19 protein-coding genes are annotated in these 19,309 nt (G+C 73.1%); 10 read left to right on the top strand and 9 right to left on the bottom strand.

Annotated elements, in window-relative coordinates:
* Positions 1 to 290 precede the first annotated feature (290 nt).
* Both ACWDRB_RS09440 and ACWDRB_RS09445 read left to right on the top strand, forming a co-directional pair.
* Entirely contained in the window at positions 291 to 2,666 is a 2,376-nt protein-coding gene (locus ACWDRB_RS09440) for an ATP-binding protein (RefSeq protein ID WP_449892625.1), read from the top strand.
* Positions 2,663 to 4,831, top strand: a complete 2,169-nt coding sequence (locus ACWDRB_RS09445) for an ATP-binding protein (RefSeq protein WP_449892626.1) — start codon at positions 2,663 to 2,665, stop codon at positions 4,829 to 4,831. The genes ACWDRB_RS09440 and ACWDRB_RS09445 overlap by 4 nt, the downstream gene beginning before the upstream one ends.
* On the opposite strand, the gene ACWDRB_RS09450 is transcribed toward ACWDRB_RS09445, so the two are convergent.
* Positions 4,773 to 5,690 (bottom strand): LysR family transcriptional regulator, encoded by a 918-nt coding sequence (locus ACWDRB_RS09450; RefSeq protein WP_449892627.1) that lies wholly within the window; start codon positions 5,688 to 5,690, stop codon positions 4,773 to 4,775. The two genes, ACWDRB_RS09445 and ACWDRB_RS09450, sit on opposite strands and share 59 nt — an antisense overlap.
* A 101-nt stretch (positions 5,691 to 5,791) precedes the next feature.
* On the opposite strand from ACWDRB_RS09450, the gene ACWDRB_RS09455 reads away from it, so the two are divergent.
* Positions 5,792 to 6,877 (top strand): 1-aminocyclopropane-1-carboxylate deaminase/D-cysteine desulfhydrase, encoded by a 1,086-nt coding sequence (locus ACWDRB_RS09455; RefSeq protein ID WP_449892628.1) that lies wholly within the window; start codon positions 5,792 to 5,794, stop codon positions 6,875 to 6,877.
* Positions 6,878 to 6,885: 8 nt separating this feature from the next.
* Here the strand turns inward: ACWDRB_RS09455 and ACWDRB_RS09460 are convergent, their stop codons facing one another.
* The 3 genes from ACWDRB_RS09460 to ACWDRB_RS09470 form a co-directional block, all read right to left on the bottom strand.
* Complete coding sequence (locus ACWDRB_RS09460) at positions 6,886 to 7,404, bottom strand: nitroreductase family deazaflavin-dependent oxidoreductase (protein WP_350727655.1); 519 nt, start codon at positions 7,402 to 7,404, stop codon at positions 6,886 to 6,888.
* A gap of 66 nt (positions 7,405 to 7,470) precedes the next feature.
* Positions 7,471 to 8,016, bottom strand: a complete 546-nt coding sequence (locus tag ACWDRB_RS09465; protein ID WP_449892629.1) for a GNAT family N-acetyltransferase — start codon at positions 8,014 to 8,016, stop codon at positions 7,471 to 7,473.
* Entirely contained in the window at positions 8,016 to 8,588 is a 573-nt protein-coding gene (locus ACWDRB_RS09470; protein WP_449892630.1) for a CGNR zinc finger domain-containing protein, read from the bottom strand. Before ACWDRB_RS09470 ends, ACWDRB_RS09465 begins: the two co-directional genes overlap by 1 nt.
* An 87-nt stretch (positions 8,589 to 8,675) precedes the next feature.
* On the opposite strand from ACWDRB_RS09470, the gene ACWDRB_RS09475 reads away from it, so the two are divergent.
* On the top strand, positions 8,676 to 9,275 hold the full coding sequence (locus ACWDRB_RS09475; protein WP_355195591.1) for a TetR/AcrR family transcriptional regulator: 600 nt from the start codon (positions 8,676 to 8,678) through the stop codon (positions 9,273 to 9,275).
* A gap of 13 nt (positions 9,276 to 9,288) precedes the next feature.
* On the opposite strand, the gene ACWDRB_RS09480 is transcribed toward ACWDRB_RS09475, so the two are convergent.
* Positions 9,289 to 10,458 carry a hypothetical protein gene (locus tag ACWDRB_RS09480; RefSeq protein ID WP_449892631.1) on the bottom strand — a complete coding sequence of 390 codons (1,170 nt, stop codon included), beginning with the start codon at positions 10,456 to 10,458 and terminating at the stop codon, positions 9,289 to 9,291.
* Between the two features lie 67 nt (positions 10,459 to 10,525).
* Positions 10,526 to 11,212, bottom strand: coding sequence for a DivIVA domain-containing protein (locus ACWDRB_RS09485; RefSeq protein WP_350727650.1), 687 nt, complete (start codon positions 11,210 to 11,212; stop codon positions 10,526 to 10,528).
* Between the two features lie 300 nt (positions 11,213 to 11,512).
* Between ACWDRB_RS09485 and ACWDRB_RS09490 the strand changes: the two genes are divergently transcribed.
* The 5 genes from ACWDRB_RS09490 to ACWDRB_RS09510 are packed head-to-tail and all read left to right on the top strand — an operon-like array spanning position 11,513 to position 14,180.
* A complete protein-coding gene (locus ACWDRB_RS09490) occupies positions 11,513 to 12,082 on the top strand; it encodes a dihydrofolate reductase family protein (protein ID WP_449892632.1) in 570 nt (189 codons plus the stop codon).
* Between the two features lie 11 nt (positions 12,083 to 12,093).
* A complete protein-coding gene (locus ACWDRB_RS09495; RefSeq protein ID WP_350727648.1) occupies positions 12,094 to 12,432 on the top strand; it encodes a YciI family protein in 339 nt (112 codons plus the stop codon).
* A 3-nt stretch (positions 12,433 to 12,435) separates the two neighbouring features.
* Positions 12,436 to 13,599 carry an RNA polymerase sigma factor gene (locus ACWDRB_RS09500; protein ID WP_449892633.1) on the top strand — a complete coding sequence of 388 codons (1,164 nt, stop codon included), beginning with the start codon at positions 12,436 to 12,438 and terminating at the stop codon, positions 13,597 to 13,599.
* Positions 13,600 to 13,638: 39 nt separating this feature from the next.
* On the top strand, positions 13,639 to 14,061 hold the full coding sequence (locus ACWDRB_RS09505) for a thioesterase family protein (protein ID WP_364249129.1): 423 nt from the start codon (positions 13,639 to 13,641) through the stop codon (positions 14,059 to 14,061).
* Positions 14,058 to 14,180: a hypothetical protein gene (locus ACWDRB_RS09510; protein ID WP_449892634.1), complete on the top strand. Its 123-nt coding sequence runs from the start codon at positions 14,058 to 14,060 to the stop codon at positions 14,178 to 14,180. The genes ACWDRB_RS09505 and ACWDRB_RS09510 overlap by 4 nt, the downstream gene beginning before the upstream one ends.
* A gap of 229 nt (positions 14,181 to 14,409) precedes the next feature.
* Here the strand turns inward: ACWDRB_RS09510 and ACWDRB_RS09515 are convergent, their stop codons facing one another.
* Positions 14,410 to 15,051, bottom strand: coding sequence for a nucleoside/nucleotide kinase family protein (locus tag ACWDRB_RS09515; protein WP_449892635.1), 642 nt, complete (start codon positions 15,049 to 15,051; stop codon positions 14,410 to 14,412).
* A 194-nt stretch (positions 15,052 to 15,245) separates the two neighbouring features.
* Here ACWDRB_RS09515 and ACWDRB_RS09520 point away from each other — a divergent pair, with 194 nt between their 5' ends.
* Complete coding sequence (locus ACWDRB_RS09520; RefSeq protein ID WP_350727644.1) at positions 15,246 to 15,734, top strand: DUF4396 domain-containing protein; 489 nt, start codon at positions 15,246 to 15,248, stop codon at positions 15,732 to 15,734.
* Positions 15,735 to 15,738: 4 nt separating this feature from the next.
* Here the strand turns inward: ACWDRB_RS09520 and ACWDRB_RS09525 are convergent, their stop codons facing one another.
* Both ACWDRB_RS09525 and ACWDRB_RS09530 read right to left on the bottom strand, forming a co-directional pair.
* Positions 15,739 to 17,517 carry an ABC transporter ATP-binding protein gene (locus ACWDRB_RS09525; protein WP_449892636.1) on the bottom strand — a complete coding sequence of 593 codons (1,779 nt, stop codon included), beginning with the start codon at positions 17,515 to 17,517 and terminating at the stop codon, positions 15,739 to 15,741.
* A 28-nt stretch (positions 17,518 to 17,545) separates the two neighbouring features.
* Complete coding sequence (locus ACWDRB_RS09530; protein ID WP_449892637.1) at positions 17,546 to 19,255, bottom strand: ABC transporter transmembrane domain-containing protein; 1,710 nt, start codon at positions 19,253 to 19,255, stop codon at positions 17,546 to 17,548.
* Between the last annotated feature and the right edge of the window lie 54 nt (positions 19,256 to 19,309).

A 19,309-nucleotide genomic window follows, 5' to 3' on the forward strand; every position in this document is an offset into this window, starting at 1 on the left:
GATCGTCTCCTTCCCGGCGAGTTGATACTCCGGGTCGCCGTCTGCATCCATGCCCGAGATGTCTAAAGGCAAAATCCCGCCGGGCAAAGCTATGTCCTCGCATCGGTAAAGTACGCCGCCATTTAGCCACCGACTTTTCCCAATTTTTCCGGAAAATGGGGATTTGCTTGGCCGACTGCACCCGCGCGGAAACGACAAAGTGCGAGGGGTACCTTCACCGAATAATCTGGGAGTGGAAGCTCGGGCACCGGAGGCGCGGTGATCCGAGCACCGGAGCCGTTGGAGCATTCATGACCACAACCGCACCGAACGTTTCGTGCCACCTGCCCGCGGAGCTCAACAGCTTCATCGGCAGGCGGCACGAAATCGCCGAGGTCAAGCGGCTGCTGTCCGATGCCAGGCTGGTGACCCTGATCGGCGTCGGTGGCGTCGGCAAGACCCGCCTCGCCATGCGGGTCGGCTTCGACCTGCGGCGCAGCTACCCCGACGGCGTGTGGCTGGTCGAGCTCGCGGGGCTGGAGAGCCCCGAATTGCTGGTGCAGACGGTGATGGAATGCCTGGAAATCCAGGACCGTTCGGTGCGGCCCTCCATAGAGGTGCTCACGGATCATCTGCGTGACAAGAGAATGCTCCTCATCCTGGACAACTGCGAGCACCTGCTGGACGAATGCGCCGCGGTGGCCGAAACGCTCATGCGCGCCGCCCCCGGTCTGCGGATCCTGGCCACGAGCCGGCAGATGCTCGGCGTCGTGGGCGAGCAGATGATGCCTGTCCCGCCGATGCCCATGCCGGATTTCGACGGTTCGCGGTCGTCCACGGATTCGCTGAAACAGTTCGACGCGGTCCGGCTGTTCGCCGACCGGTCCCAGTCCGTGCTGCCGGGGTTCGAGGTCACCGACGACAACCAGGACAGCGTGGCGCGGATCGTACGGCGGCTGGACGGCATCCCGCTGGCGATCGAGCTGGCGGCCGTCCGGCTGCGGGCGATCTCCGTGGAGCAGCTGCTGGCCCGGCTGGACGACCGGTTCCGGCTGCTCACGATGGGGGCGCGCACCGCGATGCCCCGCCAGCAGACGCTGCGGGCGCTGATCGACTGGAGCTACGGCCTCTGCACCGAGCAGGAGCGGCTGCTCTGGGCCCGGCTGTCGGTGTTCTCCGGCGGTCTGGACCTGGAGGCGGCCGAGCACGTGTGCGCCGGCGACGGCATCGAGCCGGACGAGGTCGTCGATCTGGTGGTCGGCCTGGTGGGCAAGTCGGTGCTGGCCCGCGAGGGCGACCAGACCACGGTGCGCTACCGGCTGCTGGAGACGATCCGCCAGTACGGCCGCGACCGGCTGCGCGAGTCGGGCGACGAGGCGGCGCTGCGGGCGCGGCACCGCGAATGGTTCGCGGACCTCGCGAGCCGCGGGCAGCGGGAGTGGTTCGGCCCCGACCAGGTGGCCTGGTTCAACCGCCTGCGCGCCGAGCACGGCAACTTCCGCAGCGCCCTCGACTACTGCCTCACGACGCCGGGCGAGGCGGTGCGCGGCCTGGCCATCGCCACGGCGCTGCGGTTCTACTGGATCGCGACCGGGTCGCTGCGGGAGCCCCGCGACTGGCTCGACCGCCTGCTCGCGACGGGCGACGCAGCGGCCTCTCCGGCGGGTCCGGCGGCAGGTCCGGCGGCGGATGACGCGGCGGCGACCGGGCGCGCCAACGCGCTGTGCGTCAACGCGCGGCTGGCGGTGCTGCAGAGCGACTTCGCGCTGGCGGCGGACATGCTCGAGGAGGCCCGCGAGCTGGCGAAGCGGCTCGACGGCGCGGCGATCCCCGCCGAGATCTCCTACGTCTCCGGCCTGGCGACCCTGCTCCAGCGCGACATCACCGGCGCGGCGGCCCTGCTGGAGGAGGCGGTGGCGGGCTACCGCGAGGCGGACGCCCCGATGGGGGTGGTGAACACGCTGCTGTACCTGGCCACCGCCCACTCGCTCCTCGGCCATCCCGACGAGGCGGTCACGCGTTTCAAGGAGGGCCTGGAGGCCTGCGAGGCCCGCGCGGACCACTGGTTCAGGTCGTACACGCTGTGGGTGTACGGGATCGAGGTGTGGCGGGAGGGCGACGTGTCCAGGGCGGTCGAGATGGAGCGCGAGGCCATCCGGCTCAAGCGGCCCTTCGACGACCGGCTGGGCACCGCCCTGTGCATCGAGGCGCTGGCGTGGATGGCCGCCCACGGCACGCCCGAGCGCGCCGCCGTGCTGTTCGGGGCCTCGCAGGAGCGCTGGCGCTCGTTCGGCGCTCCCCCGTTCGGCTACCTGTCCGGCCACCACGACGCCTCCGAGGCGCTGGCGCGCGAGCGCCTCGGAGAGGAGCAGTTCGAGGCCGCCTTCCGCAGAGGCACCGAGCTCACCCCGGCCGACGCGCTCGCGTACGCGATGTGCGAGAGCGTGAAACCGGCCAAGCCCGCGGCGGCGGCCCAGCCCTCGCCGCTCACCCGGAGGGAGATGGAGATCGCCCGGCTCGTCGCCCAGGGCATGACCAACAAGGCCATCGCCTCCGCGCTCGTGATCGCCCAGCGCACGGCCGAGGGACACGTCGAGCACATCCTGACCAAGCTCGGGTTCAACTCGCGCTCCCAGATCGCGGCCTGGGTCGGCGAGCAGGGCCTGCTTCCCGGGGGCGCCCCATGAGGTCCGGCGCCGGCGTTCTGACCGACAAGTCCACCTTCGTCGGGCGGGCCCAGGAGCTGTCCACGGTGCGGAAGCTGCTGGGCAGGTCCCGGCTGCTCACCTTGACGGGCGCGGGCGGCGTCGGCAAGACCCGGCTGGCGCTCAGGGCCGCGGAGCTGCTGCGGGACACCTACCAGGACGGGGTCGAGGTGGTCGAGCTGGCCACTTTGGAGACGGGCGACCTGCTGGAGTCGGAGGTCGCCATGGCGCTGGGGTTGCGTGACGTGCGCCGCGACCCCATGGGCGTGCTGGTGGACTACCTGTCCCGCAAGCGGATGCTGCTGGTCCTGGACAACTGCGAGCATCTGAGCGCGGTCTGCGCCCGGTTCGTGGACCGGCTGCTGCGCTCCGCGCCCCGGCTGCAGGTCCTGGCGACCAGCAGGCAGACGCTGCGGGTCTCCGGCGAGCAGGTGCTGACGGTCGCTCCGCTGTCCACTCCCGAGCCCGGCCCGGGTTGCGGCCACACGGTCAGGGAGGTCGGCCGCCACGACTCCGTCCGGCTGTTCGTGGCGCGCGCGGCGGGCGCCGTGCCCGGCTTCCGGCTGAACGCGCGCAACGTGGCGCCCGTGGCGGAGCTGGTCCGGCGCCTGGAGGGCATCCCGCTGGCGATCGAGCTGGCGGCGGTCCGGCTGCGTTCCATGCCGCTCGAACGCCTGGCGCGGGAGCTGGAGGAGCGCTTCGACGTGCTGGTCGCGAAGACGCCCACCGCCCTGCCCCGCCACCAGACGATGCGCGCGACCATGGACTGGAGCTTCCGCCTCTGCTCGGCCGGGGAGCGGCGGCTGTGGGCGCGGCTGGGGCTGTTCCCCTCCGGGGCCGACCTGGAGACCGCCGAGGCGGTGTGCTCCGGCGACGGCATCGACCGGATCGACGTGCTCGACCACCTGACCGGGCTGGTGGACAAGTCGGTCCTGATCAGGGAGGGCTCCAGATACCGCATGCCGGAGGCCCTGCGTGCGTACGGCTGCGAGCAGCTGCCGCCTCCCGAGGAGCGGCGGCTGCGCCGGCGTTACGCCGAGCACTACCGGGACCTGGTGACGGAGCACCGGATCGACCGGATGGTCCCCGAGCAGCTGGACCGCTACCTGCTCCTGCAGCGGGAGCTGCCCAACATCCGCGTCGCCCTGGAGATGTGCCTGGGCGACCCCGCGCTGGCGCCGATGGAGTTGGAGGCCGCGTCGGCGATGTGGTGCTTCTGGCTCCTGGCCGGATCGTTCGTGGAGGGCCGCTACTGGCTGGGACGCGGCCTGGAACTGGTGCCGGAGGGCAGCCGGTGCCGTGCGTTGGCGGTCTGGGCCGACAGCCTGCTCTCCCTGCGCCAGGGTCAGGCCATGACCGCCACGCGGCGGCTGGAGGAATTCATCGCCTTCGCCCGGCGGGAGGGTGACGAGCAGCTCGTGGCGCACGGCATCCGCAGTTCGGGCGTCGCGGCGTTCTACACCGGCGACGCCCGGCGCGGCCTGGCGCTGATCCGGGAGTCCCTCGCCCTCCACGAGGCCATGGGCGACATCGACGGCATCATGTTCAACCTCTACGTCGGGGCCGCGTACGGCTCGACCGAGGATCCCCGCCAGGCGAGCGAGTTCGGCGAGCGGCTCCTGACCCTGTGCGAGAGCCGGCGGGCCCTGGTCTTCCGCGCGTACGCGCAGCTCGCGCTCGGTGTCGCGCACTGGAATCTGGGCGAGCGCGGGCGCGCGGAGGCGTTGCTGACGGCGGCCACCGAGTTCACCGGGCGGATCAACGACCGGTGGTGCCTGACCCAGTGCCTGGAGGTGCTGGCCTGGCTCGCGGGCGCGCGGGACGAGCACGACCGGGCCGCCGCGCTGCTGGGGGCGGCGCACGCGATGTGGCAGGCGGTGGGGACCTCGCCCGAGTGGATCAGCTACCACGCGGCCTCGCACGAGCGCTGCACGAAGCAGGCCCGCGCGGCGCTGGGCCGGTCGGCGTTCGCGACGGCGTTCCGCCAGGGGTCGCGGCTCGGGCCGCAGCGGGCCGCGGCCTACGCGGTGAGCGGCGCGCCGCGGAAGCGGTCGGGGCGGCGGGGCGTCCGGGGTTCGAAACCGCCCGTCACGACGGGTGCGGGAGGCCGGCGGCGGCCTCGGTCAGGCACGTCTCCAGCCGGGTGACGATGGCCGGCGCCCCGGCCGTGTCGATCCGGCAGCAGTACAGGAAGCGTACGAGGGGCTCCTCGGCGATGGGGCGGGCGACGACGCCGTCCACCGTGTCCGTGAGCGCCAGCGCGGGCAGCACGGCGATGCCGAGCTCGTGGGCGACGAGTTGCAGCACCGTCCTGAAGTCGTCGCCCTCGAAGGCGAGCCGGGGATGGAAGCCCGCGGAGCGGGCCAGCTCCGCGAGGGGGCCGAGATTGGGGCCGGTGACGGGGGTGCCGATCCACACCTCGCCGGCCAGGTCGGCCAGGCTCAGCGACGTGCGCCCGGCCAGGGCGTGGCGGGCGGGGAGCGCGACCATGACCGGGTCGCGGCCGATGAGCGAGCGCCGCAGGCCCGGTGGCGGCGGCAGGGGGAACCAGCTGTAGTCGAAGGTGACCGCGAGGTCGAGGTCGCCGCGGAGCAGCCGCTGGTAGGCGTCCTCGGTCTCGTACTGGCTCAGCGTGACCCGCACACCCGGGCAGGCCCGGCGGAACGCGGCCAGGGCCGGCGGGACGAGGCCGGCCGCAGCCGAGACGAAGGCGCCCAGCCGCACCTCGCCCGACAGCCCGGCGTTCAGGGCCTCCAGCTCCGTCCAGGCCCGGGTCATCGCCGCCCGGACCGCCTCTTCGGCCCGCAGGAGGACGGTGCCGGCGGCGGTGGGGCGTACGGGACGGCGGCCCAGGAGCCGCAGCCCCGCCCGCCGTTCGAGGTCGGCGATCTGCTGGGAGACGGCCCCCTGCGTGTAGCCGAGCTCCTCGGCGGCCGCCGCGAACGAGCCCAGCCGGACGACGGCCTCCAGCGTGGCCAGGAGGCGGGGCTCCAGTTGTCCGGGCACGAGCATTAGCCTACCTAATGCCAGGCTTAGCAGACTTTGCTGGTGCTTATGGTCGGGCTGATGGAGCATGGAGGCACGTCGCCTGAAGAAGGGTTTCCACCATGGACCTCGCCGCCCTCGACGCGCTGGTCGACCGGCTGCCCCGCAGGCGGATCGGCTTCTACCCGACGCCCTTCCACCGCCTGGACAATCTGTCGGCCGCCTACGGGGCCGGCTTCTTCCTCAAGCGGGAGGACCTGGCGGGGCCCGGCACCATCAGCGGAAGCAAGACCCGCCTGGCCGAGTTCATCATCGGCCAGGCCCTGGAGGACGGCGTCACGCACCTCATCACGCAAGGCGTCTACCTGACGAACTCCGGCATGCAGTTCGCCGCAGCCTGCCGGGCGGCCGGGCTCACGCCGGTCCTCTTCCTCACCCGGGACGAAGGACGCCACGGCGAGCTCGCGGAGTACCGCGGCAACCTGCTGCTGAGCAAGATCATGGACGTGGAGACACACTACCTGCCCACCCGGGGCGGCGCCTACTGGGACACGGCCGACGAGCAGCAGCGCATCGCCGACGCGATGACCGCCCGCAAGGCCGAACTGGAGGCTCAGGGGCACAAGGCGCTGATCGTGCCCACCGGCGGCGCGCATCCGTACGGCTTCGTGGCGCACACGCTGACGTTCACGGAGATGATCCAGCAGGCCGAGGCCTCCGGGGCCCGGCTCGACTACCTCTACCACACCGCGGGGACGGGCACGGCGCTGCCGGGCCTGATCGCGGCGAAGCTGGTGACGGGGAGCCCGGTCGTCGTGCGCTCCATCGCGATCTGCGACTACCGGCCCGGGAACTGGATCAACGTCGAGGTGATCGTCGACCGCGTGAAGCACATCCTCAAGCTGCTCGAGGTCCCGGTCCCCGCCGACGAGGTCATCCGCGCCGAGATCGACGTCGACGAACGGTTCATCGGCGAGGACTACGCGGTGCCCTCGCCGGAAGGCGTCGCCGCCATCAAGGAGCTGGCCCGGTCGGACGGCGTGTTCATGGGCCCCGTCTACACGGGCAAGGGCTTCGCGGGGCTGCTCGACCACGTGCGCTCCGGGCGGGTCGAGCCGGGCCGGAACGTGGCGTTCCTGCACACCGGGGACACCGCCAACCTGTTCGAGATCCCGCAGGTCGTCGGCGACGTGGCCGGCGGCCGGTAAGCGGGCGGTCAGGAGCGCGGGGACAGGCGGAAGACGCGCAGCTCGCGGCCGGAGCGCTCGGTGTAGCCGTCGTACAGCGGCCAGAAGCCGGTGAGCGCCTGCCAGGCCTGCTCGCGGTCGGCTCCGGCGAGCAGGGCGGCCGTGACGGGGATGACCCGCCCGCGGAAGGTCACGGTGGCCTGCGGGGTCTTGAGCAGGTTGCCGCTCCAGGCCGGGTGGTGCTCCCTGCCGAAGTTGCTGCCGACCACCAGGAACGTGCCGCCGTCCTCCGGCAGGCAGGCCAGCGGGCTCTGGCGCTCCTGCCCTGACTTGCTGCCGGTCGTGGTGAGCAGCAGGTGGGGGATCATCTGGTCCCCCATGAGCACGCGGCCGCCCGTCACCCGATTGACGAAGCGATCAAGAGGCGGGACGATCTTGGGCGCGACCCGCGCGAAGCCCCTCGTGCCCGCGAGCCACTGGAAGAACGGGCGGAGCGCGGTGCTGACGCGTGCCATGAAACCGCCGCTGGACTGCTGCTGCTCGACCACGGTGCCCTCACGTCCTCGTTGCGCTGCCGACGGGGGCCAAGAATACTTCCCAACCAAGCGATTGGTCTACTCAGGGTCGGCCGGCCGGTCGATCCGGTAGACGTAGTGGGCGCGATCGTGGATCGGATTGTCGGGTTCGAGCTCGCCCTCGGCCACCCGGCGCATCCCGGCCTTCTCCAGCGCCCGCCACGACGCGCGGTTGGCCGCCGAGACGGGGACCAGCACGCAGGACGAGCCGGGGATCTCCGTCCAGGTCCGCTCGATCACCGAGCGGATCATCTCCGGGCCCAGGCCCCGGCCGACCTGGCCGGGATCGCCGATCAGGTAGTCGATGCTCACCGCGCCGTCGGGGACGGAGGTGAGCGTCGCCAGTTCGGCCAGGTAGTCGGGGTAGTCCGCGTACCGCGACCGCTGGACCAGGCCGAGCGGCCGGCCGTCGAGGAACACGAGCAGGTCCTCCGACGGCTCCTCCCCGCGGGCGGCGGGGCCGAAGTCGCGGGTCACCGCCTCCATCGAGGTCTCGTGGTTCCACCACAGCGCCACGTGCGGCTGCTCCAGCCACGTACGCAGCAGGGGGAAGTCCTCCTGGCCGAGCCGACGCCATGTGATCATCAGGACGCTCCGGGGGTGTGCTGCCGGCGGTAATAGCGGGCCTGGCGGTCGCGGTGACCGCACGAGGGGTGGCACCAGCGCCGGCGGGGGTGGTTCTGGACGAAGAACAGCGAGCAGCCGGGGCCCTGGCAGCGGCGTACCCGATCCGCCTGGGGGCCGGTCAGCAGCTCGACGCAGCAGGTGGCGATGCTCCCGAGCACGGCGGCCGGGCCGGTGACGGTATCGGCCCAGCGCGAGGCCGGCGCGGCGCCGCTCCAGTCGAGCCACAGGTACGTTGGCGCCGCCGCCGTGAAGTCGTTGACCCGCCGGACCGGCGCCGCGTCGGGAACGCGCCCCTCGACGGCGGCCGACAGCAGGGCGTGCACGCAGTCGCGCAACATCCGCACCCGGGCCGCGTGCGGACCCATCGGGACCGCGACCCCATGGCGCTCGGAGACCTGGGCGAACCACTCGCCGACCCGCCGGGCGTCCGGCAGGAAGTCGATCCGCGCCTCCCCCGCGCCGTACAGCGTGTTGGCCAGCTCCACCGCGAGAGGTTCCGTCCCGAGGATCGGGAACTCGGCTGCCGTCACGATGCTGACGCTAACAGAGCACTGTAACCGTCAGCATCTGATTTATAGGGGTAGCAAGTCCCTGTACGGGGATATAACTTGGCGGCCGTGGAGGAACGCACAGGCAGGACCGGGCGGCGGCCGGGGGCCTCGACCACCAGGGAAGAGATCGTCGCGGCGGCGGCCAGGGCCTTCAGCGCGGGCGGCTACGAGGCCACCAGCATGCGCCAGGTGGCCGCGGACGCCGGCGTGGACCCGGCGCTCGTGCGCCGGTTCTTCGGCGGCAAGGAGCAGTTGTTCAGCGCGGTCGTGACGTCGGTGTTCCAGCCCGAGCAGGCCGTGGCCATGCTGCTGGACGGGCCCCGCGGCAAGCTCGGGGAGCGGCTGGCCGGATACGTCCTCGGCCTGCTCGGCGCGGTGGACCGGCCCGGCCCGGTGCTGGGCCTGATGCGCTCGGCCGCCACGAACGCGCACGCGGCCGCCCTGATCAGGGAGTTCCTCGCCAACGACATGCTCGGCAAGGTCACCAGGAAGCTCGGCGTGGACCAGCCCGAGCTGCGCGCGGCGCTCGCGGCCGGCCAGCTCGTGGGGCTGGCCATCACCCGCTACGCCGTACGGGTGGACGCGCTGGTCTCGTCCTCGCCCGACGAGCTCATCGCCTGGATGGCGCCGACGCTGCAGCGCTACCTCACCGGCCGGGCCCCCTGATAGGCGCTGCGGCTCATCCGGCCGGGCTCGCCGGGATGGCGCCGAGGGCGAGGAGGAGGTAGTGGCGCTGGCGCAGGGTGAGGTCCCCGATGCTGGCGCCGCTGAGGATCCTGCCCCTGCGCAGCACGCGCGTGATCTCCGTGGCGCTGCGCCCCGGCAGAGCCCGCAGCACCGTCTCCACGTCGGCCCCGATGGTGGCCAGGTCGGTGCGCGACAGCAGGGCCTCGAGACCGAGCCGCCCGGCCGCGACGGCGGTGCGCAGCTCCCCGGCCGTCATCGGTTCGGGTCTGGGCAACGGCTTGGGCCGCGGGGACGGCGGGCGCGGCTGCGGGGTGGGCGGCCCGCCCAGGCGGGCGGCGGCGACCGGGACGGCCGGGGCGGGGAGCGCGCCGGGGAGCATGGTCTGGGCGGTGACCAGCAGGCCGCCCACGGCCAGCACGCCGGTCGCCACGACGACGACCTGGCGGCGCGGCAGCCGGCCGCTGGCGCGGGCCATCTGCAGCCCGACCATCGCGGTACGCAGCAGCACGCCGGTGAGCACGCCCAGCAGGATCGGCACACTCTGCGGCGGCAGCGGCGCCACGCTGGCCAGCACGACGCCGGCCGCCGGGCTGAGGCAGGCCAGCGCCAGCCAGGGAGCCAGCGGCTTGCGGGCCAGGTCGAGCATGGCCGTCAGGGCCACCCCTTCACCGGCCGAGTGGATCATGAGCGCGGCCACGACGATGATCGAGGCGGCCAGCACCAGGGTGGCGCCCTCGATCATGCGATGCAGGCTCAGCGCGACGGCGGTGCCCACTCCCCCGTACACGGCGGCGCTGACGGCCTGCTCGACCCGCCGGTGCATGCCGGGGGCGTGCCGGGCACGCCGGCCCACGTCGTGCTGGTGAGCGCACCCGTGGCGGGTGAAGTGCGTGATGACGACGTACCCGAACAGCCCGGCCAGCGCCACCAGCCACACGGGCACATGGGTCGCGACGGCCTCCCGCCAGGCGTCGGGCATCACGTCGGTCAGGGCGGTGATGAGCATGAGCGCCGAGGCGACGGCCAGCCAGACGCTGATCCGGTCGGCCTTGCGCTGCGCCAGGTGGGCGCCGGCCAGCGTGGACAGGGCCACCAGGCCCACGGCGGCCCACACCGTCCAGACCGGCATGGCGGCGCCCATGGCCGCGTCGCGCGCCGGCAACGGCAGTACTGACCCCCCGAGCGGCAAGAACATGTGACGGCCTTTCTGGCTGGTGGACGGTGATCGATCACTGAGCCGCGAGAGGGCCGGTGTGCGTGCCGTGGCCGGGCGTCGCGACGTCCTCCAGGACCGTGCGCAACCGGCCGAGCTGGGTGTGCAGGCTGTCCTGCAGTTGCCTGCCGTGGTCGGCGAGGACGGCGTCGAATTCGTTGAACTGCTCCTCGATGGCCTCCTGATAGGCCAGGCGGGCGGTCCTGGTCAGCGCCTCGGCCGCGGCGGCGGCATCGAGCCGCACCCGTTCGGCGCCGGCGCGGGCCTCGGTCAGCATGTGGCGTGCCTCCTGCCTGGCGGCCTCGACGGTCTCTCGCGCCTCCTCTCGGGCGGCCTCGACGGTCTGCCGAGCCTCGTGCCGGGCGACCTCGACGGTCTCCCGCGCGCTCTCCTCCGCGGCGGCCAGCATGTCGGCCGGGGCGGGGGTGGCGGCGGCGAGACGCTCGCGCAGGTGGGCGTTGTCCTGCCAGAGCAGGCTGATCGTGGTCTCCACGGTGGACAGGAACGCGTCCACCTCGGCCAGGTCGTAGCCGGCCCGCAACCGGACCACGGTGAAGACCTGGTGGTGCACGGCGGTGGGGGTCAGCAGCGTGAGCTGGCCGGGGCCGGCGGCCTGGGCCGGCACGGTGACGAAGCCGTCGCCGACGGCGTGGCCGTGCGGGATCGGGAGGCCGTAGACGTGGTCTTCGTGCTCGATGTGCATGACGGAGTTTCACCGAACCTTTCACCGTCAGCGCTGGAGCGGCCGGGCGCGCCCGCACCGGCCCCGGGGCATGGAGGGGTGCCCCGGATCGGGGGGAACCGGTGCGAAACCTTGACCGTCCAACCAGGCATTCTATACGCACAGTAGTTGACACGTTACCGTGTGCTTAAACATGTGAGCAGCCGCTCACGGGTAAAGGCCGCTTCGGATGTGACCAGGGTCACATCGACGACCTGTCCCCCGGGGCCCGGCCCGTCCGTCCTCCTGCCGAGCAACCGGCTACGAGGAAGGTTCAAGGACATGGGCAAGCTGATCGTCATCGAGTTCGTCTCCCTCGACATGGTCATCGAGGACCCGGACGGGGCGGACGGGACGCCGTGGGGAGGCTGGGCCTTCCGGTACGGGCCCGAGTCGGTGGCCGGTGACAAGTTCGCGCTCGGCGAGGTGCTGGACACCGGGGCCATGCTGCTGGGCCGCGCCACCTGGCAACGCTTCTCCCGCATCTGGCCCGGCAGGGACGACGAGTTCTCCCGGAAGATGAACGCCATCCCCAAGCTCGTCGCCTCGCGCTCGTCGGACGGCGTCGAGGCGTGGAGCAACTCCTCCCTCCTGCGGGGCGACCTGATCGAGGAGGTGGCCGGGCGCAGGCGGGAACGGGATATCGTGGTCGCCGGCAGCGGCAGCGTCGTCGCCGCGCTGCGGGCGCATGACCTGGTCGACGAGTATCGGCTGCTGGTGTTCCCGACCGTGCTGGGCCGGGGACGCCGCCTGTTCGATCAGGATGACCGGCCCCTCGGCCTGGCTCTGGAGTCCGCCGAACGCATGGGCCAGGCCGTCCGCCTCATCTACGGCCGCGACGCGGCGGCGTGAAGGAGACCACCGTGAGATACGCACTGCTGATCAACGAGCGGCCCGGAGCGTACGACGGGCTCACCGCCGACGAGCGCGCCGCCATCACCGCCGAGTACGTCGCGCTGATGCAGGACGAGCGCATGATCTCGGGCGAGCGGCTCCAACCGGCCGAGACCGCGACCACCGTCCGGGTCCAGGGCGGCCGGACGCTGATGACCGACGGGCCGTTCGCCGACACCAAGGAGATCTTCGGCGGGTTCTACATCGTCGAGGCGGACGACCTCGACGACGCGCTGGAGCTGGCCGCCCGCGTCCCCGCCGCCCGCCTCGGCGGATCGGTCGAGGTGCGGCCGCTGGTGGAGCGGTAGCCGGTGCTCGAGGAGATCTTCCGCGACCAGTGGGCCCGCGTGTTCGCCGCCCTGGTGAGCTACACCGGCGACGTCGATGTGGCCGAGGAGGCCGCGCAGGAGGCGTTCGCCGTCGCGGCCGAGCGCTGGGCCCGCGACGGGGTCCCGGACAATCCCGGGGCCTGGCTCGTGGTAACCGGGCGCCGCCGGGCGATCGATCGCCTTCGCCGGGACCGTACGTATGCGGACAAGCTCCGCCTGCTGGACCGGCCGGAGCCGGGCGAGGAGGTGACGATGGACGAGTCGGCGGTCCCCGACGAACGGCTCGAACTGTTCTTCCTGTGCTGCCATCCGGCCCTGGCGGACGAGGCCCAGGTCGCGCTCACCCTGCGGGCCCTGGGCGGCCTGTCCACCCCGGAGATCGCCCGGGCGTTCCTGGTGAGCGACGAGACGATGAAGCGGCGGCTCTCCCGGGTGCGCGACAAGATCAGCGCGGCCGGGATCCCGTTCGGGATCCCCCGGGAGCACCTGCTGCCCGCCCGCCTGGAGGCGGTGCTCTCCGTGCTCTACCTCATCTTCAACCAGGGGTACGGCGACGGCCGGGCCGATCTGGCGGCCGAGGCCGTCCGGCTGGCCCGGATCCTGGTCGAGCTCGTGCCCGGCGAGCCCGAGGCCGCCGGACTGCTGGCGCTGATGCTGCTGCACGACTCGCGGCGCGCCGCCCGGGTCCGCGACGGCGAGATCGTCCTGCTGCACGAGCAGGATCGCAGCCTGTGGGACGCGGCTCAGATCGAGGAGGGGCAGGCGCTGCTCGACCGCGCCCTCGCGCTCGGCGCCCGCGGCGCCTACGTGGTGCAGGCGGCCATCGCGGCGCTGCAGACCGAGGAGCGGATCGACTGGCGGGCCGTCGCCGCGCTCTATGACCGGCTGCGGGACCTGACGGGCTCGGCCGTGGTCGAGCTCAACCGCGCGGTGGCGGTCGCCGAGGTCGACGGGCCGCGGGCGGCGCTGGCGATCGTGGACGGGCTCGGTCTCGACGGCTATCGGTACTTCCACTCCACCCGGGCCGAGCTGCTGCGGCGCCTGGACGACTCCGCGGGGGCGCGGGCGGCGTACCGGAGGGCGCTCGACCTGGCCACGACGGAGGCCGAGCGCCGCTTCCTCACCCGCCGCCTCGGCGAGCTCTGACCTCTTGTCCCGGGTTTACAGACCTGTCAGTGTAGGACCATGCGTGAGCTGAAGCCCGGACTGGAGCACACCTTCCGTTTCCGCGTCCCGGAGAGCAAGATCGTGGCGGGGCTTTATCCGGAGTCGCCGGAGTTCGCGGTCATGCCGCCCGTCTTCGCCACCGGGTTCCTGGTGGGGCTGATCGAGTGGACGTGCGTTCAGGCGGTCGTGCCGTACCTGGACTGGCCGCGCGAGCAGACGGTCGGGACGCACGTCGACCTCAGCCACGAGGCCCCCACGCCGCCGGGCCTGGAGGTCACCTGCCGGGTGCGGCTGACGGGGGTGGAGGGGCGGCGACTGCGGTTCGAGGTGAGCGCCGAGGACGGGGCTGACGTGATCAGCACCGGCACCCACGAACGCACCGTCATCGACGCCACCCGCTTCACCGCCCGCGCCCACGCCAAAGCCACCCCGGCCCCATGACCAACCCACCCCACCACCCACCCGCCGCCGACCGCGCCGACCGACTGGGCACGGCGAGCGCACCGGGCACGGCGGGCGCGGGGTCACGGCGGGCGGCGGGCGAGGCGGGCGCGCTATAGCGCTGATCGGGCACGGACCGCACCCACCGCACGACCCTCGCACCACCGGCGCCGGGTCGGCGGGATGCGACGCGGAGGAGACCGGCGCAACACGAACGGCGCCCAGCCCGGCACTCTGAGGCGGCCCTCCCCTGCGCGCCGGGGCGGTGGGCTGCGGGCGGGCCAGGGGTGCGGGCAGGCCGGGGTGCCGATGGGCCAGGCGGCGCCCGAGGTCAGGCGAGATCGTGGGTCAGGGGGACGGCGTGAGGGTGTCGGGGTTGAGCAGGAGGTCGGCGCGGTCGCGGGTGGTGCGGATGGCGGCGGCGTTGGGCTCGTCGACCTCGGCGACCCAGCGGGCGGCCTGGGAGGGCGTCTTGCCGAACTGGACGTGCCGCCTGGTGAGCCGGTCCAGGCGGACGCGGTCGTCGATCTCCGCGTACCAGACCTCGGTCATGGCCCCCCGCACCCGCCGCCACGTCTCGTCGTCGGCGAGGAGGTAGTTGCCCTCGCTGACCACGACCCGCGCGGCCGGCGGCACCGGGATGGCGCCGGCGATCGGCTGCTCGATCTCGCGGTCGAAGGACGGGGCGTAGACGACGGTGCCGGTCTCGGCGCGGAGGCGGTGGAGCAGCGCCAGGTAGCCGTGGGCGTCGAAGGTGTCCATGGCGCCCTTGCGGCGCAGCCGCCCGAGGCGTTCGAGCTCGACGTCGGCCAGGTGGAAGCCGTCCATCGGCACCCACACCGCCGGCAGCCCGGCGGAGGTGAGGTTCTCGGCCAGCCAGCCGGCCAGCGTGGACTTGCCCGCGCCCGGGCATCCCGCGATGCCCACCACGACGCGCTCGCCGGACGCGGCCAGCCCGCGCACGCGCTCGATCAGCTGCGTGCCGGTCACCGGACGCCTCCGGCGAGCGGGACCGCCGGGAAGCGGTGGGCGCCGGGTGGCTGGGTAGGGCTCAAGATTCTCCTCGAATACGGATTTAGCGCGATATGTCGCCAATGAGCCGCAAGCTTATCCACGCCCGTCCCCCGGCTATCGATATACCCCATACCCCTACAATGTGTCTCCCCTCTACTAAGGAGCATCGTATGGATCACAGCGAGCACCACCACGCACACCATGAGGCCCCGCCCGCGGCCACGTGGGGAATGGCCGCGCAGGCGACCCTGCACTGCCTGACCGGTTGCGCCATCGGCGAGGTGCTGGGCATGGTCATCGGCACCGCCGCCGGCCTGTCCAACCTGACCACCGTGGTGTTGTCCGTCGCGCTGGCCTTCGTGTTCGGCTACGCGCTGACCATGCGGGGCGTGCTGCGGGCCGGTGTCGACTTCCGCACCGCGCTGAGGGTGGCGCTGGCCGCCGACACCATCTCCATCGCGATGATGGAGATCCTGGACAACGCGGTGATGCTGCTCGTGCCCGGCGCGATGGACGCGGGCCTGTCGAACTGGCTGTTCTGGGTGGCACTGGCCGGTTCGCTGCTGGTGGCGTTCGTGCTGACCACGCCGGTGAACAAGTGGCTCATCTCACGGGGCAAGGGCCATGCGGTGACGCACCAGTACCACCAGGGCCACTGAGCGTTCACTCCCCGTGCCACGAGCGCCAGAGCTCGGCGTACGTGCCCCCGGCCGCGACGAGGTCGTGGTGCGTGCCGAGCTCGGTGAGGCGGCCCTCCTGCATGACCGCCACCCGGTCGGCGTCGTGGGCCGTCTGGAGGCGGTGGGCGATGGCGATGACGGTACGGCCGTCCAGCACGGCGGCCAGGGCGCGCTCGGTGTGGCGGGCGGTCCTCGGGTCCAGCAGCGCGGTGGCCTCGTCGAGGATCAGCGTGTGGGGGTCGGCCAGTACGACGCGGGCCAGGGCCAGCTGCTGGGCCTGCGCGCCGTCGGGCCGGTGGCCCCCGGGGCCGAGATCGGCGCCGAGGCCGTCCGGGAGGTCGTCGATCCAGTCGGCGCCGACGGTGGCGAGGGCCGCGCGCAGCTCGGCGTCGGTGGCGGAAGGGGCGGCGATGCGCAGGTTGTCGCGTACCGTGCCGAGGAACACATGGTGTTCCTGGGTGACCAGGACGACGCGTTCGCGCAGGCGGCCGGGGTCGAGGGCGGCGACGGGAACGCCGCCGACGGTGACCGTGCCGGTGCGCGGGGCGTCCACGCCCGCCAGCAGCCTGCCCAGCGTGGTCTTGCCCGCGCCCGAGGGCCCGACGATCGCCAGACGCTCGCCGGGGCGGACGGTCAGGTCAACCCCGCGCAGGACGTCGGGGCCGCCGTCGTAGGCGTAGTGCACGCCGGCGGCCACGAGCCGGTCGCCGTCCGGTACGAGCTCCGGCCCGGCGGCCGGCGCCGGCCGCGGGACCAGGACGAGGCCCTCGACCCTGGCGAACGAGGCGCCGCTGCTCTGCATGCCCTCCAGGTGCAGGAGGATCGTGTCGAGGGGCTGGCCGAGCTGGCGGAGGTAGAGGGCGGCGGCGACGACCGTTCCGAGGGTCATGGAGCCGTTCGCCATGAGGCCGCCGACCAGCAGCACGCCGGCCACCGGGATCGCGTACGAGATGTCCACGACGGGGAAGAGGACGCTGCGCAGGAACAGGGTCCGGACGCGGGTCCGGCGGCACTCGCCGATCGCCGCCTGGCAGGCCGTGATGCGGCGGTGTTCGAGGCGCAGGGCCGCGACGGTGCGGGCGCCGGCGGTGGTGGCGGCGAGCTGCTCGGCCAGCGCGGAGTTGGCCTCACCCTCGGCCAGGTACGCCGGGATCGCGCGGCGCAGATACCAGCGGGCGGCGAACCAGATGCCCAGCAGGCCGAGCACCCCGCAGGCGCCCAGCAGCGGATCGAGCACGAAGACCGCGGCCAGGATGAACGCCGCCTGGACCGCGGCGATGAGGACGTCCGGCCCGGCGTCGCGCAGCGTGGCGCCGAGCGCGGCCACGTCGGTCGTCCCCCGGGTGGTCAGGTCGCCCGTGCCGGCCCGCTCGACCACCGAGACGGGCAGGTCGAGGGCGCGTTCGGTGAACCGCTCGCGGATGCGCGCCAGGGTGCGCTCGCCGAAGCGGTGGCCGACGTGGCCCGCGTAGCGGGACAGGACGAGCTGGACCAGGGCGGCGGCCAGGATGGCCAGGGCCAGCCGGTCCACGGCGGCGGCCCCGGCGCCGGACTTGACCGCGTCGACGATCCGGCCGAGCAGCCACGGTCCGGCCAGCCCCGCGACGGCGGCCAGGGCGTTGAGGGCGATCATGGCGGCGAAGGCGCGGCCGTCCAGGCGGATCAGGCGCAACGCCGCCCGCCGCACCCGGGCCGGCTCGGCGACCGGCAGGGACCCGGTCATCGCACGGGCCGGCTGGGCGACGGGCTGCGGCTCGGTCATCGCGCGGCCTCCTCGGGCGGGGATCCGGTCATCGGGCGGCCCGCTCGGGTGGTGTGCTGGGCTCGTCGTCGCGTGACACCAGCAGGCGGTAGCCCGGGTGCTCGTGCAGCAGGTCGCGATGCTCGCCGGCCGCCGCGACCGAGCCGTCCACGAGGTAGTACACCGTGTCCGCCCGGTCCAGCAGCAGCGGCGAGGTCGTGGTGACCACCGTGGTACGGCCCCTTCGCGCCTCGCGCAGCCGGGCGGCGATGGTCGCCTCGGTGTGGGCGTCCACGGCGGAGGTGGGCTCGGCCGCCAGCAGGATCTCCGGGTCGGCCAGCAGGGCCCGGGCCAGGCGGACGCGCTGGCGCTGCCCGCCGGACAGGTTGCGGGCCTGGGGGTCGACGGCGGAGTCCAGCCCGTGCGGCAGCCCCCGGACGACGTCCTCGGCCATGGCCGCGTGGACCGCCCGGCCCACGGCCTCGTCGCCGGGATCGTGCCGGCCGGCGACGACGTCCCGCAGCATGCCGGCGAACAGGTCCGCCTCGTTGTCGGCCAGCAGGATCCGCTCGCGGACCCGTACCGGGTCAATGGTGTCGAGCCGGATCCCGCCCCAGGTCGCGGCCGACGCGGTGAACCCGCCCAACCGGTCGAGCACCGCGGCCGAGTCCCCCGGCCGGGCGCTGACCAGCGCGGTCAGCCTCCCCGGCGCGATCTCGACGCCCGAGGCCGGGTCGCGCAGCGGCGCGGGCGACGCGGGCGGATCCGCGTCGCCGCCGGTGACGTCCGGTTCGAGGGTGAGGAAGTGGATGACCCGGCGGGCGGCCACGAGGCCGCGGCTGAAGCCGTACCCGGTCTCGATGAGGTTCGTGACCGGCACCACCAGCACACCGGCGTACCCGTACACCGCGACCAGCTCGCCGGTGGTGATGTCGCCCTGCGCGGCCATCCGGGCCGCCAGCCACGTCACGGCGCCGAGGAACACCGTGGGCAGGCCGACCCCGAGGGCGTGGATCCAGCTGGTGACCGCGCCCACCTGGTAGCCCTTCTGCCGGAGCTCCTGGGAGCCGCGCCGGTAGCGCTCGGCGTACACGTCCTTGCCGCCGATGCCGTTCAGGACCCGCAGCCCTCCGGCGATGTCCCCGAACCGGGCGGCGAGTTCGCCCTGCCGCAGCCGGTACGCCGTCTCGGCGCCGCGCAGCCGTCCCAGCAGCGGCCCGACCAGCATGACCAGCAACGGCACGCCCAGCAGCACCACCGCGGCCAGCAGCGGCGAGACGGCCAGCAGCAGCCCGGCCACGACGACATAGGCGAGCACCGCGCCGACGCCGGGGCCGGTGATGGTCAGCGCGTGGGCGATCAGGCCGGCGTCGCCGAACCCGATCGTCACCACCTCCCCGGCCGTGACCTTGCGCGGGAGCGCCGCGCCCAGCCGCGTCGCGTGCAGCAGCACCACCTGTACGGTGCGGAACGCGCCGTCCATCCGGACCCTGGTCATGGTGCGATGGCGCATGATGGCCAGCCAGGCGTTCAGGACGCCGACGCCGAGCACGGCGGCGGTCCAGCCGGCCAGCGCGGGCTTGTCTCCCGGAGCCAGGCCGTCGTCGATGGCGCGGGACAGGAAGTACGGCGGCAGCGTCAGGCAGACCATCCAGGCGGAGCCCAGCAACGCGCCGACGGCGATGCGGCCGGGCTGACTCCTGACCAGCCACCACAGGTATCGTCCAGCGCTTCGGCGGTCGGGAGTCCCGGGTTCCACGAACTTCACCCTATTTGACCGATCTCCGGAACGATGATGGGGTACGTCCCAGCG

It is taken from the genome of Nonomuraea sp. NPDC003707, assembly GCF_053587055.1.

Bases quoted from the DNA above. Each gene is read 5' to 3' on its own strand.
- ACWDRB_RS09440 (WP_449892625.1), top strand. From the start codon at position 291: ATGACCACAACCGCACCGAACGTTTCGTGCCACCTGCCCGCGGAGCTC.
- ACWDRB_RS09445 (WP_449892626.1), top strand. From the start codon at position 2,663: ATGAGGTCCGGCGCCGGCGTTCTGACCGACAAGTCCACCTTCGTCGGG.
- ACWDRB_RS09455 (WP_449892628.1), top strand. From the start codon at position 5,792: ATGGACCTCGCCGCCCTCGACGCGCTGGTCGACCGGCTGCCCCGCAGG.
- ACWDRB_RS09465 (WP_449892629.1), bottom strand. From the start codon at position 8,016: ATGATCACATGGCGTCGGCTCGGCCAGGAGGACTTCCCCCTGCTGCGT.
- ACWDRB_RS09485 (WP_350727650.1), bottom strand. From the start codon at position 11,212: ATGCACATCGAGCACGAAGACCACGTCTACGGCCTCCCGATCCCGCAC.
- ACWDRB_RS09490 (WP_449892632.1), top strand. From the start codon at position 11,513: ATGGGCAAGCTGATCGTCATCGAGTTCGTCTCCCTCGACATGGTCATC.
- ACWDRB_RS09505 (WP_364249129.1), top strand. From the start codon at position 13,639: ATGCGTGAGCTGAAGCCCGGACTGGAGCACACCTTCCGTTTCCGCGTC.
- ACWDRB_RS09510 (WP_449892634.1), top strand. From the start codon at position 14,058: ATGACCAACCCACCCCACCACCCACCCGCCGCCGACCGCGCCGACCGA.
- ACWDRB_RS09520 (WP_350727644.1), top strand. From the start codon at position 15,246: ATGGATCACAGCGAGCACCACCACGCACACCATGAGGCCCCGCCCGCG.
- ACWDRB_RS09525 (WP_449892636.1), bottom strand. From the start codon at position 17,517: ATGACCGAGCCGCAGCCCGTCGCCCAGCCGGCCCGTGCGATGACCGGG.